Origin of the sequence: Treponema sp. UBA7567, from assembly GCF_002476655.1 — a bacterium.
GTDB lineage: Bacteria > Spirochaetota > Spirochaetia > Treponematales > Treponemataceae > Treponema_D.
Window position 1 is genome coordinate 1 of the sequence record NZ_DLLH01000019.1, and the last position, 12,656, is coordinate 12,656.

Annotated in this window: 14 protein-coding genes; 10 read left to right on the forward strand and 4 right to left on the reverse strand. The window is 39.7% G+C overall.

What is annotated here, in order from left to right; translation table 11 throughout:
• From B3Y13_RS01990 to tsaB, 10 genes are all read left to right on the forward strand, one after another.
• On the forward strand, positions 1-413 hold a 413-nt coding region (locus tag B3Y13_RS01990; RefSeq protein ID WP_296692403.1), incomplete at its 5' end, for a non-canonical purine NTP pyrophosphatase.
• 387 nt (positions 414-800) lie between these two features.
• A complete protein-coding gene (locus B3Y13_RS01995) occupies positions 801-1,661 on the forward strand; it encodes a flagellin (protein ID WP_078929749.1) in 861 nt (286 codons plus the stop codon).
• Between the two features lie 442 nt (positions 1,662-2,103).
• Positions 2,104-2,958, forward strand: coding sequence for a flagellin (locus B3Y13_RS02000; RefSeq protein WP_296022722.1), 855 nt, complete (start codon positions 2,104-2,106; stop codon positions 2,956-2,958).
• Between the two features lie 114 nt (positions 2,959-3,072).
• Positions 3,073-3,447, forward strand: coding sequence for a flagellar protein FlaG (locus tag B3Y13_RS02005; protein ID WP_296022721.1), 375 nt, complete (start codon positions 3,073-3,075; stop codon positions 3,445-3,447).
• A gap of 39 nt (positions 3,448-3,486) precedes the next feature.
• Complete coding sequence (fliD, locus tag B3Y13_RS02010; RefSeq protein ID WP_296692404.1) at positions 3,487-5,562, forward strand: flagellar filament capping protein FliD; 2,076 nt, start codon at positions 3,487-3,489, stop codon at positions 5,560-5,562.
• A gap of 58 nt (positions 5,563-5,620) precedes the next feature.
• Entirely contained in the window at positions 5,621-6,208 is a 588-nt protein-coding gene (locus tag B3Y13_RS02015; protein ID WP_296022719.1) for a hypothetical protein, read from the forward strand.
• Complete coding sequence (locus B3Y13_RS02020) at positions 6,209-7,279, forward strand: PilZ domain-containing protein (RefSeq protein WP_296668983.1); 1,071 nt, start codon at positions 6,209-6,211, stop codon at positions 7,277-7,279. It begins immediately after the preceding gene.
• Positions 7,280-7,360: 81 nt separating this feature from the next.
• Positions 7,361-7,630, forward strand: coding sequence for a hypothetical protein (locus B3Y13_RS02025; RefSeq protein WP_296022717.1), 270 nt, complete (start codon positions 7,361-7,363; stop codon positions 7,628-7,630).
• Complete coding sequence (gene tsaE / locus B3Y13_RS02030; RefSeq protein WP_296668985.1) at positions 7,627-8,079, forward strand: tRNA (adenosine(37)-N6)-threonylcarbamoyltransferase complex ATPase subunit type 1 TsaE; 453 nt, start codon at positions 7,627-7,629, stop codon at positions 8,077-8,079. The genes B3Y13_RS02025 and tsaE overlap by 4 nt, the downstream gene beginning before the upstream one ends.
• Positions 8,076-8,750, forward strand: coding sequence for a tRNA (adenosine(37)-N6)-threonylcarbamoyltransferase complex dimerization subunit type 1 TsaB (gene tsaB / locus B3Y13_RS02035; protein ID WP_296668986.1), 675 nt, complete (start codon positions 8,076-8,078; stop codon positions 8,748-8,750). The genes tsaE and tsaB overlap by 4 nt, the downstream gene beginning before the upstream one ends.
• Positions 8,751-8,804: 54 nt before the next feature.
• Here the strand turns inward: tsaB and csrA are convergent, their stop codons facing one another.
• From csrA to flgK, 4 genes are all read right to left on the reverse strand, one after another.
• Positions 8,805-9,032: a carbon storage regulator CsrA gene (csrA, locus tag B3Y13_RS02040; RefSeq protein WP_273443248.1), complete on the reverse strand. Its 228-nt coding sequence runs from the start codon at positions 9,030-9,032 to the stop codon at positions 8,805-8,807.
• On the reverse strand, positions 9,032-9,475 hold the full coding sequence (fliW, locus tag B3Y13_RS02045; RefSeq protein ID WP_078929737.1) for a flagellar assembly protein FliW: 444 nt from the start codon (positions 9,473-9,475) through the stop codon (positions 9,032-9,034). The genes csrA and fliW overlap by 1 nt, the downstream gene beginning before the upstream one ends.
• 63 nt (positions 9,476-9,538) lie before the next feature.
• Positions 9,539-10,783, reverse strand: coding sequence for a flagellar hook-associated protein 3 (locus B3Y13_RS02050; RefSeq protein WP_296692408.1), 1,245 nt, complete (start codon positions 10,781-10,783; stop codon positions 9,539-9,541).
• A gap of 140 nt (positions 10,784-10,923) precedes the next feature.
• Positions 10,924-12,656: flagellar hook-associated protein FlgK (flgK, locus tag B3Y13_RS02055; RefSeq protein WP_296692411.1), on the reverse strand; the 1,733-nt coding region annotated here is incomplete at its 5' end.

Genomic DNA, 12,656 nt, shown 5'->3' on the forward strand with positions numbered 1-12,656 from the left:
GCCTCGCAAACGCACCAGGAATCTACACTTCACGCTATGCAGGTCCAGAATTTATGCGCGGTTATCCAGACGGTCACAAAATGCCGCAAAACGAGCAGAATGAAAACCTTATTCTGCAGCTTAACGCAACAGGCTCAAAAAACCGCAGATGTTTTTACGTCTGCGCAATGGTTTTGCTCATAAACAGTGAACGTTTTTTTGTCGCCCAGGAAACCTTTGAAGGCGAGCTAATCGACGACATAAAAAAACAGGCAGGAAACGGAGGTTTTGGCTACGATCCTATTGTCTATCTTCCGCAATACAAAAAAACTGTCGCAGAAATTTCAGCCGAAGAAAAAAATAGAATTTCTCACCGCGGAAAAGCAGCGCGAGCAATTTCTGACATCTTAAAAAATCTGAATAAACAAGGCTAAAATTCATTTTTTTTTATTTCATCTTGAATTACACTACAATGCACGGTCTGTCACAAAAAATTGGCAGACCGTGTTTTTTTGTACATAGTATAGCTGACTATTTTATGCCAGAAAATTTTGCAATCTGCCTGCACGTAAAATTGCACTTCCTCGCTCAACTATTTTTTTCAAAAAGTTCAAAAAAAATTGAATTTTTTATTAAAGATATTTATTTCCAATGCCGATAAGAATAAAGACAAGTTATGGGCAGAAATGTTTCGATGAAACAGATGTCCAAACAAGTCAATGTAAAAGGAAATGGATGTAGCCTTGTAAATGCAGAAGTTTCCTTTTACAAACAGTCCAAAAAGGATTTTGGATTGACAATTTTCCATGGAGGAAAAAATTATGGTCATTAACCACAACATGTCAGCTCTGTATTCAAACAGACAGTTAGGAGTAACTAACCAGGGTCTTCAAAAAGACATGGAAAAGCTTTCATCAGGCGAAAGAATCAACCGCGCTGGTGATGACGCCTCTGGGCTTGCGGTATCTGAAAAAATGCGCAGCCAGATCCGTGGATTGAACCAGGCTTCTCAGAACGCACAGAATGGTATCAGTTTCATTCAGGTTACAGAAGGTTATCTGCAGGAGACAACAGACATCATGCAGCGTATCCGCGAACTTGCAGTTCAGTCATCAAACGGCATCTACAGCGACGAAGACCGCATGCAGATCCAGGTTGAAGTTTCTCAGCTCGTTGCAGAAGTAGACCGCATTGCATCTACAGCACAGTTCAACGGTATGAACATGCTCACAGGACGTTTTGCGCAGTCTACAGGTGAAAACACTGTTACAGGTTCTATGTGGTTCCACATTGGAGCAAACATGGATCAGCGTATGCAGGTATTCATCGGAACAATGACATCGGAAGCTCTCGGTATCCGCGAAATCGGTACTGAAACTCCAATGAGTTTGGCATCTCCTGATATGGCCAACCGCGCAATCGGAACTATCGACGAAGCTCTTAAAAAGATTAACAAGCAGCGTGCCGATCTCGGTGGTTACCAGAACCGCATGGAATATGCAGTTCGCGGACTTGATATTTCAGCTGAAAATATGCAGGCTTCTGAATCACGCATCCGTGACACAGACATGGCTTCGCAGATGGTTGAATTCACCAAGAACCAGGTACTCACACAGGCTGGAACAGCAATGCTTGCTCAGGCAAACTCACAATCACAGAACGTATTGTCTTTGCTTAGATAGTGCTGTATAGTAATTTGTCAGAAATCTAAGTATGATTTTAAAATCATTTTTGAATTTCTGACAAATTTTGCGGTGTTTTTGTTATACTTCTTTTTATTTTTTCACAAAAAACACTAAAAACCTAACTTTAGAATTTGATTTAGCAGTTTTTTTTGCTATAATCTTATTCATAGAGTTTTGCAGAACAAAAAGCTGTAATTTTATTGCAGTTTTATCTGAAAAACCGGGCATTTTTTTTAGGAATGCCAATGATCTTTGAAAACAGCTCTCCATGACCTTGTGACAGTATGGACGGTTATTAGTATTTTTATACAGAATACGAATAACAGTTCCTGCTGATGGACTAAAATTGCAGAAGGGGGCGCAAAACCGACTGCAAACCGCACAATGGCAGGACTTACGGCATGAAGTCGTATGTTTTTTTGCATGGAGGGCACAAATTATGGTTATTAATCACAATATGAGTTCGATGTACTCAAATCGCACACTGGGAGTTTCTAATGAACAGTTGCAGGCAAACATCGAAAAACTCAGTTCAGGTCAGCGCATTAACAAAGCTGGCGATGACGCTTCAGGACTTGCAGTATCTGAAAAGATGCGCAGCCAGATTCGTGGATTGAATCAAGCCAACAGAAACATTCAGAATGGTGTTTCTTTCATTCAGTCTACAGAAGGATATTTGCAGGAAACTACAGACATTCTTCAAAGAATTCGTGAACTCGCAGTTCAGTCATCAAACGGCATCTACAGCGATGAAGACCGTATGCAGATTCAGGTTGAAGTATCTCAGCTCGTTGCAGAAGTAGATCGTATCGCTTCTCAGGCTCAGTTCAACGGAATGAATACTCTTACAGGCGCATTCGCTTCAGATTCAGTATCAGGACGCATTATGCAGTTCCAGATCGGTGCAAATGTTGACCAGAACGCTCGTGTATACATCGGCACTATGACAGCCGAAGCTCTTGGACTTAAAGGAGCCCAGGGATCTGATGAACAGATTGGAATTGATTCACCAGACAAAGCTAACATGGCTATTGCATCAATCGACAACGCGCTTTTGACAGTTTCAAAACAGCGTGCAGATCTCGGTGCATACCAGAACCGCTTTGAAATGGCTTCTAACGGTATTGGCGTAGCTGCAGAAAACCTTCAGGCTGCTGAGTCACGCATCCGTGATACAGATATGGCTTCTGAAATGGTTGAGTATACAAAAAACCAGATTCTTTCACAGGCTGGTACAGCAATGCTCGCACAGGCAAACAGCCAGTCACAGAACGTACTTGCATTGCTCAGATAGCAAAATCGCTTTTATTATTTAAGAGATTCCTGGATGTTATCTTTTTTAGAATAAAAGCGTAAAGAAGAAGGGGTGCGCCCTCCTTCTTCTTTCATTTTTCAGGAGGAAAGCCCCATGACAATAAGTTCAATAGGGCAGCCGGCAATGGATGGCCGCATATCAGCAAACTCCGCAAATGTTTATGCATCTAGAATTCCGCAAAAACTGGAAGTAAAGATGCCTATGGCAGATGCTGCACAAGTGGTTCAAAACATTTCCGACAAAAATGCCCAATTACAAGAAGATGTCCGTCAATTACAAAAACTATCAGATGTTGTTTCGGGTAGAAAAGTCCAATTTTCGGTAAATAAGGAACTGAATCAAGTCGTTGTTACCGTTGTTGACTCAAAAACTGATAAAGTCATAAAACAAATTCCTTCCGAAGACATTCAAAAGTTAAAAGTAAGAATACGGAAAGCAATCGGAGTATTGTTTGACGAAATGATTTAATTCATTTTCTTGCATTAGCATAATTTACAGGATTACAACATGGCTGATATATCAATACCTGGGGTCAGTGACAAATATAAGACTAACGATTTTATTGAAGCATTGATTAAAAAAGAGCGGCTTCCGCTTACAAGGGAGCAGGAGTCGCTCGACAGGTACAAGGAACAGCAAAATGCCTGGAACGGAATGAGCCAGAAGATGACGGCTCTTCGCACAAATACAAAAACTCTTTACTCATTTGACAATCCCTTCAACAATAAAATTTCGACTTCAACTGACGAAAATGCAATAACCGCAACACCCGGACGAGAAGCAGCTTACGGTCAAATTAAAATTGATGTTGTAAAACCGGCGACATCAGACCGTTTTCTTTCGGAAGAGCTGGACAAAGATTTTTCAATTCCAAAAGGGAAATACAGTTTTCAGGTCGCAGACAAAACGATTTCTTTTAACTGGAAAGGCGGAAAAGTTTCGGAATTTGTAAATTCTCTCAATAAACGCGGAGCAAACACAATAAAAGCAAGCATCGTCGGTGTTTCAAACAGCAAACAGTCGCTTTTACTTGAGTCATTAAAAACTGGCGATGAAAATACTTTAATTTTTAAGGATGATGCGCTTTCATTCGCCCTGAAACACGGAATCATTGCAAAAACAAAGGCTGACTTTCAGGAAATCGGAACGTCTTTGGAAGATTTTTATTCGCCTCAGGACGAATTTTCAGTTCCTGCGGTAGAACAGTCTGGAATGCCGGAAATTACAAGCAAAGAAGTTGAATGGGATTCAGAAGAAAACCGCTATATTCTTCCTCCGCGCTCTGGACTTGAACTTCAACTTAATGACGAAATTCTTGAAAACAAGAATAATAGAATTGAATTCACGTATTCAACCTTTGAAACCCAGGATATAACCGATGAATTAAACCTTATCCGCACTACCCGGCCGGAACTTCAGGAAGCAGGCAAAGTTACTTACGAAGACGTGACTGTTTTTAACGACAAGACACAAGTTGAACTTCCGCCAGTGCCTCCTACCCTGCTTACGCCAATTGCCGGCGAAACAGACTTTTACGCAAGAACTGCCGATGGAAAGGAAACTCAGATTAAGACCGCAAGTCTTGCTATTGATGAAGAAACTGGAGAAAAAACAGTTCAAGTTGATTTAAAAAATTATCCGGACATTCAGAGCATTGTTATACGAAACAGAAACACAGGAGAAGCGGCTGCTGTTTCAAAGTTTACGGTTTATGACTCCAAAAAAGATTTGGGCTACGAAGCTGTGCATCCGGTTTCAACTGCAGGAGATGCAATAATCAAGTACGAAGGAATTACTGTAAACCGTCCGACAAACAAAATAGACGATGTAATTCCTCATGTAACGCTGAATGTATTTAATTCAACTGAAAAGACCGCGACAATCGACATAAAACCGGACAAAGAATCTGCAAAAGACGCTCTAATTCAATTTGTAGGAACTTACAATCAGGTTTTGGCAGAAATGAACATTTTGAGCGAAAACAAGCCGGAAATTATTTCTGAATTAGATTATCTTACAAGCGATGAGCAGGAAAACGCGCAAAAAAGGCTCGGAATGTTTTTTGGAGACAGTTCCCTACGTTCCGGAAAAAGTTCCTTGCAATCAATTGTTTCTGGAAGTTACCGCTGGTCAGAAAATGCGGCAATAACAATGCTCAATCAGCTTGGAATTTCAACAAGGGCGACAGGTTCTTCAGGAGGATATTCCGCAAGCCAGCTCCGCGGTTACCTTGAAATAAACGAAAAACAGCTGGACAAGGCTCTGGAAAACGACCTCGATCAGATAAAAAATATTTTTGGATACGATTCTGACGGAGATTTAATCGTTGATTCAGGCATTGCATATCAACTCGACAGGCAGCTAGGTTCCTGGGTTCAGAGCGGCGGAATAATCGCAAATAAAAACGCAACTCTCAAAACAAGGATTCAATCGTCCGAAACAAAGATTGCAACTCTTGAACGTCAAATAGACAGCAAAGAAGCGCAATTAAGGTCGAAATACGGACAGATGGAAGGAACCTTGAACAGTCTGAACGCACAGTCAAATACAATCTCAAACTTTGCAAACAACGGAAAACAATAGTAAAATATATCTAAGCTAAAATTTGAATTTTTATAACTTACAGAAACAGGAAAAATTTATGGAATTTTATGTAAACGGGACAAAGATTGATGTTGAGCTCGAAAACGAAAAAACAATCGGAGATGTTCTCAGAGGTTTTGAAGAAGAATGTGCGAAATCAAACGCAACGACCATAAGCATTATCGTTGACGGAAAAAATATCAGTGCAGAAGATTTTGACAAAACTGCCGAAAAACAATTGTGTCCGGACACAAAAATTGAACTTGAAATTATAAGTCAGGATGCAATCGAAAATTCTTTCAACGAAGAAAAAGAAATCTGCCGCAAACTTTCAGAAGAATTAAAACAACTTCCTGTAAAATTTCAGGCTGGAAAAGACAATGAAGCAAATTCAATAATTACTTCGCTTGCTGATTTAATCGACAGCATTTGCCACACAGCAAGTCTTTCCGCCTTGTTTCCTCAGAAATTTGGAAAAATAAAAATCGAAGGCAAAACTTTTGTCGAATTTTTCGCAGATTTGTCTCCGATTCTAAAGGACTTTGAACAGGCTATTGAATCAAAGGACACAGTCCTTTTGGGCGATTTGGCAGAATACGAAATCAGCCCGCGGCTCGGCAGCCTGGCAGACGCTCTGGAGGCATAAATGAATTCTGGTTCACCGATTGCAGCAAGGCTTTCCATAAATATTCTTTCCGTTCTGCTAGTTGCTCTTATTGCTGCGACAATACTTGTAATTCTATGGGGCATCTCAAAAATTCTCGAAAAATATAAAATTTCAGATTCATATGCAGAAAAAAGCAAAAACCGCCCTACTTCAAAAAAAAATATAAATGAAATTTCAAAACGCGCAAAACTTTCAACTGACGAAAAACAACTTTTCTCTAAAATCTGCACAGAACATCCGCTCCCAAACATAAATTACATTCTCAATAAAACAAATACATTTAATTCATACTTAAAAAGTGAATTCAATTCATTAAAAAACACAGAAGATGAAAATGCAAAATCAGTTATCTTTTCGCTCAGGGCAAAACTTGTAAAAACGTTTGAATCTTCTGCCATTATAAAAACTTCGCGCGTAATTCCAATCGGAACAACTTTTAATTACACTCCATCGCAGGGAATTCATTTTTTAACCGTTCTTGTCGATTCAAATCAGTACGAACTTCATTTTCAGCTTCCGGAAGATTTGCCTGCCCAGGACAGACCAGCAATTCTTTCAAAAATAAAGTTGATTTTTGTGTACAAAGACTCAATGCCTTACGAAATAGAAGTCCGGGTTGTGCGTTATCAGAAAGGGAAAAGAGATACAGACCTTCTTGTCTGCACCCACAGCGATAAAATATTTTCCAGAACAAAACGCGCTTTTCCGAGAATTGACCTTTTTCAAGATTGCAGTTTTTCTTATGTAAAACCAGAAATTGACGGCAACAAAACAGAATATAAAGCAAGCGAAAAAATACATGAAGGACAACTTTTAGATATTTCTGCCGGAGGATGCAGGATAACAACAAAACTTGCCATCAAAGCAGAGCAATATTTAAAAGTAACAGCTCCTTTTGACGGAAAAACAGAAGCCTGCGCAATCGGCTTTATAATCCGAACTACAAAAACAAAAAATAACGAATATATTATTCACATAAAATTTGTAAAAATTGAAAAAAATATTATGAATAGAATAAATGCACTCGCCTGCGGTTATGAAACATTTTGAAATGCAAAAAAAATTCATAAGACTTTTTAACAGCAATACTGTTATTGACGGTAAAATTAGATTAGATTATTCTGTAAAGACATGAAAGTTTTAGAAATCAGTTCTATTGGCGTTGAAGATAATTTGATTTATTACCGCCGAAATTATACTGCAATTGCAAAAATCGATTTTCTCTCAAAGCAGGAAGATGTAGAGATTTCTTTTACAATAGAAGTTGATCCGTTCGGACGAAAGACAGTCACATTAAATTATCCGTACGGCACAAATTTTGATTATCCAGTTTTGCCTGTAACAAAATCAATAAAAGAAAAAATTCTTTCAATGGACAACGAAGGATTATTACCAATATGACTTTTTATACAGATTCACCAGAGCAGACAATTGAATTTGGAAAAAAAATAGGTTCTAAATTAAAAAAAGGCGATATTCTTGCAATGCAGGGAACTCTTGCGGCAGGAAAAACAACAATTACAAAGGGAATTGCGATTGCTCTTGGAGTTGAAGATACAATCACTAGCCCGACATTCTGCCTCATAAGCGAATACGAAGGAAAACTTCCTCTTTATCACATGGACGTTTACCGCCTTAACGGAACTGACGACTTTATAAATCTTGGCGCAGAAGAATTGATTTATGGAAACGGCGTAAGCATAATCGAATGGTCAGAAAAAATTATGGATTCGCTTCCAAAAAAAACAATAATAATTCGGCTTGAGCCTCAGAAAAGCGCCGATGGCTGCCGAAGAAAAATTACGCTCGAAAACTGGCCTTACGGCGACTTTTTATGGGGAAAAAAATGAAAGCTTTAGCAATAGACAGCGCATCTGGCTGCATGACAGTCAGCGCGAAAAATGATGATATTACGACTTCTCTGTCGCTGGATATAGGACAAAAACAAAGCCAGGAACTCTTGCCTGCCATTGATTTTGTCTTAAAAAAAGTCGATTTAAAACCTGAAGAACTCGATTACACGGTTTTATGCAAAGGTCCGGGAACTTTTACAGGTTTGAGGCTTGCATTCTCCGCTTTAAAATCAATTGAGCTGGCATTTAACAAGCCTGTTTATGGAGTTTCCACACTCGAATGTTACGCCTCGCCATTTAAAAATTTTGAAGGACTTGTAATTTCGACAGTCGATGCAAAAAAAGAACAGTTTTTTGCAGGAATTTACGAAAATAAAAAGACAATTCTTGAGCCGGAAGACACGACGATAGAAAAAGTAATTTCCGTAATCGACAAAACAAAAAAAGTTCTCTGCGTCGGACCGGATGCAAAGCTTTTTGCAGAAGAACTCAAACAAAACAGCCCTTCTCTGGACGTTATTTATTTTGACGCGCAAATAAACACCTGCATAAATCTTTTCAATATTGCCGAAAAAATGATTGAAGAAAAAAAAGAGCCCCTCAAAGATTTTGAAGGGCCTGAATATCTGCGCAAAAGCGAAGCAGAAATCGCCTTGGAAAACATGTAGTTTTTAAGCCGATTTTTTTATTCTTGATTAGACTAACTTTTTCTTCAAAAAAACTTATTTTCCGCCTAAGAATTTAGAAAGCGCTTCGAGAGTCTGCGAATTTGCGGCAGCTTCCCTGTTTTCTGTCTGAATTGCATTAAAAACTTCTTGACGGAAAACCTTTACATTTTTTGGCGCTTCAATCCCGATTTTAACCTGATCTCCGCGAACTTCAATCAAAGTGATTGTAATGTTGTCGCCAATTTTTATTTTTTCATCTACTTTTCTTGACAATATCAACATTACTTTTTTTCCTTATCGTTTAAAGTTTTGATGATATTATGCTTTGTGGTCCATTTTGAATCAGAAAGTATAACCTGAAGAGCTGTCCGATTTTTGCGGTTTATAACAATCGGCCCCTGAAGATTTGCAGTTACAGCGCTTCCGTCTGCCGGAACTGTAATTATTGCGAACAAAATTACATCGCCCGGAGAATCAATGCCGATTTCACAGAGAGTTCTGTCATCAATGTCGAGTTCATAATCATTTACAATCAAAAACGGATCAACGATTATAAAGGCAAGGTTCTGTTCGTCGAGAGACTGAAGCCAGTAAAAAGGTTTGTATTCCGCCTCTATAATCGCATATTTATGATATTCTTCAAAACCATAAAGACCGTTTGGAAAACTGACGATTTGACTTTCATCAACATTGACAGTTCCCATTGTTTTTGTTTTTACTTCCATTGCTAAAAATTTTCCTCCCAATTATTTTTAATTTCATTCAATTTTTATCTCAAAATTTAAACTTTACTTCATGTAGTTTAAGAGAGAAGAACTGTACATTTTTCCGGCATTGCTTAAGGTTGCCTGCTGGGTATATTCAAGCATTTTCTGATCGGTAATGGCCTGTGTTATGTCAAGATCGCCTTCCCTAGAAATTTGAGAAGTTACGTTCAGCGCAGTCGCAGAATTCCGCACAATGTCGTTTTGAAGCCTTTCATATTCGCTTCCGGACTTTGCAACGCGGGTAGTAAGATTGTTTATTCCAGAGTCAATGCTGGCAAGAACGCGAGTTCCGATTGTATCTCCATCGCCTTTTAAAAGGGAATTTCTGAGCAAAATTACACTGTCAAAAAGAGAACCGCCCGAAACACGAACATTATCCGCCGTATTGTAAGGAGGCTTTTGACTTGAATCTTTTATTATTCCAAGGTCATTCAAAACAGTTCCAGAAACGTCTTCCAGCCAGAGTTGATGAGAATCCGTCGTTGTAAGGTTCAATCCGTTCGTAACAGGATCGACAGCAGCCTTTACAGCGGCTCCTGAACTGTTGATTTTTGCAACAAGAGAATATACTGTATCTCCGCTTTCCATCTGAATTTTTTGACCGTCGATATTTATTACGCCGCTTTCCTTTGCCTGCCATGAAGAAAGGTCACGTCCGCTGAACAGGCGCTGAGGTTCCGCCCAAAATGTCTTTGAACCAACATTGTCCACTGTAATATATTTATTTTCATCAACTTCAACTTTATTCTTATCAATCGTTCCGTTATAGCGAACAGAAGAAATCAAAGGCTGAACAGCACCGTCAACATGACCTAAATCAACTTCAAACGCAGGAGAGTTTGTGTTTGTGCCTGCAAAAATTGAATTTCCGTCAGGACCAGTAGCATTCGCGTTTTGAACAAGTTCCTGCAAAAGTTCATCAACTTCTACAGCCATATTCCGCAAATCGTCCTGATTATAAATTCCGTTTGCTCCAGTAACTGCAAGCTCACGCACACGCTGCATAATATCAAGAGAATTTTGCATATAACCTTCGCGATACACAAACTGGTCGCTTAAAGTTTGTCCGTTTTTTTCAAAATTGTTTACGCGGTTAAGATAAGACTGATATTTTACAAGATGGCCTGCAGCAACAGGATCATCGCGCAAAGACTGAATTTTTTGCTGGCTTCCTATCTGGTTGTTTATTTTATTTAAGCGGCGTTCCTGAATACGAAGATTGTTCTGAGTATTGTTGTTATTCATCTGACTGCTGATTCTTCTCATAGCCTTATTTCTCCCATAAAAAGCCAAGATAAAAACTTCAGTTTTAGGATTGACCTTTTACTGCAATTCCGTATCAAAGTGAGAAATTGCAATTGATTAGTAAGTTTGCAACGCAAACTTATAACTTATAAAGATAAAAACTAAACGCCAAGACGATTGATTATCGTATCAAGCATCTGGTCGATTACAGAAACATATTTTGCCGCAGCGTTGTATCCATGCTGAAATTTTATGATGTCGGCAAGCTCCTCATCGATATTTACGCCGCTGATAGAATCCCTAAAATTCCTTAAATCATTCATAATCGCATTCTGGCTCAAAAGCATATTTTCCGCCTGTTCGCCTTTTAGACCGGCATTTGTGACAGTTTCTGCAAAATAGTCGTCAAAAGTGCGGCTCGTTCCAATCATTACGTCAGTGTTGCGGATTGAAGCAATTTCTACAGCAGCACGGGCATCTCCAATCGAAGCCCTTCCCTGGCCGTTCGGAAAACCTGTCGCCACTGAATTCGGGTCGTTTTTTATTTTTTCGCTAACGGCAATATATCCGCCAGGATTCATAACAGGAGCAACAGAATATTCTCCAGCCAGAGAATCAACCGCATCGGCGCGAGCAAAATCATAAGCGTTTTCTGCGCCGCTTCCGTTCAAAATGCCTGAATAACCGGCAAGGAAAAGTCCTGAATCTTCGACATGGCGAAGCACAAAGTCTGGATTTTCCATTGATTCAGAAGCGCCCGCTTTTAAAACGAGTTTATTTTCGCGGTCAAGATAAGCTTTAACCTCGCCCTGAGAATCATTTATCCTTGCAATTACAGCTTCCACAGTGTCATTTGCAAAATATGGAACAGCAACATTTCCTGAATGGCCTGACAAAGTCATAACACCGTCAAGTCCGACTTTTTCCTGAGGATTTAACGAATTTTTACCGGAAAAACGGAAAATATAAGACGTATCAACTTCACCGTCACCGTTGCGGTCATAATTTCCCTTGACATCAGTAACAAAAGGATGCTGAACAAAAAAATCAAGCCCTGTCTCATTGTTCGCACCGATTCCAGCGCGATGAACATCGTTTACCAAATCAGCAAAATTTACAGCCATAGTGTTCAATGCCTGAATTTCATTTCTTATATCACTGTCACGCAGCTCAATCAAAGCGCCGAGTTTTCCAGATTTTATGTCAGCGTTAAGAGCGGTGTCTTTCCACACAACCTTGTCATAACCATTGCTGTCAGTCTGGGCAACAAGATCAAAACCGCGGGCAACGCTTCCCTGAACCAAAACCTGTCCGCCGACGTGAACCATAAACTCGTCGCTGTCGCGGCTGTCGCTCGTTATTTCCACAAGTCCAGAAAGCTTCTCAACAAGCAAATCCCTTCTATCCATAAGATCGTTCGGATTATCGCCCATCGCCTTGGAACGCACAATTTCGCCGTTCAAATCAGCGATCTGCTTTGCATAATCATTTACCTGCTTTACAGTAGCTTCAATATCGCCGTTCAAAAGAGTTCCTATTCCAGCCAAAGAATTATAGCGGCCAGAAATAGACTGAGTTAAACTGTCAGCACGGGTAACAACGGCTTGACGGGCAGCCTTGCTTTCCGGATAAACAGAAAGCTCCTGCCAAGACTGCCAGAATTTGTCCATATTCGTCCGGACAGAAACATCGTTCGGTTCATTGTAAACCTGCTCAATCATAGTGTAATACTGTTCGCGAGTAGCCCAGTAAGATTCGTTGTTTGACTGCGCAGCAATTCTCTGGTCAAGCATTTCATCCCTAAGACGAGTTATGCTTTCAATCGTAGTTCCCTGGCCAATCTGTCCTGGAGTTTCCGCACGAGCAAGGTCAGGTCTGTAAAGAGGATCGAAAG

Bases quoted from the DNA above. Each gene is read 5' to 3' on its own strand.
- B3Y13_RS01995 (WP_078929749.1), top strand. From the start codon at position 801: ATGGTCATTAACCACAACATGTCAGCTCTGTATTCAAACAGACAGTTA.
- B3Y13_RS02000 (WP_296022722.1), top strand. From the start codon at position 2,104: ATGGTTATTAATCACAATATGAGTTCGATGTACTCAAATCGCACACTG.
- B3Y13_RS02020 (WP_296668983.1), top strand. From the start codon at position 6,209: ATGAATTCTGGTTCACCGATTGCAGCAAGGCTTTCCATAAATATTCTT.
- fliD (WP_296692404.1), top strand. From the start codon at position 3,487: ATGGCTGATATATCAATACCTGGGGTCAGTGACAAATATAAGACTAAC.
- B3Y13_RS02050 (WP_296692408.1), bottom strand. From the start codon at position 10,783: ATGAGAAGAATCAGCAGTCAGATGAATAACAACAATACTCAGAACAAT.
- B3Y13_RS02005 (WP_296022721.1), top strand. From the start codon at position 3,073: ATGACAATAAGTTCAATAGGGCAGCCGGCAATGGATGGCCGCATATCA.
- tsaE (WP_296668985.1), top strand. From the start codon at position 7,627: ATGACTTTTTATACAGATTCACCAGAGCAGACAATTGAATTTGGAAAA.
- fliW (WP_078929737.1), bottom strand. From the start codon at position 9,475: ATGGAAGTAAAAACAAAAACAATGGGAACTGTCAATGTTGATGAAAGT.
- csrA (WP_273443248.1), bottom strand. From the start codon at position 9,032: ATGTTGATATTGTCAAGAAAAGTAGATGAAAAAATAAAAATTGGCGAC.
- B3Y13_RS02025 (WP_296022717.1), top strand. From the start codon at position 7,361: ATGAAAGTTTTAGAAATCAGTTCTATTGGCGTTGAAGATAATTTGATT.
- tsaB (WP_296668986.1), top strand. From the start codon at position 8,076: ATGAAAGCTTTAGCAATAGACAGCGCATCTGGCTGCATGACAGTCAGC.
- B3Y13_RS02015 (WP_296022719.1), top strand. From the start codon at position 5,621: ATGGAATTTTATGTAAACGGGACAAAGATTGATGTTGAGCTCGAAAAC.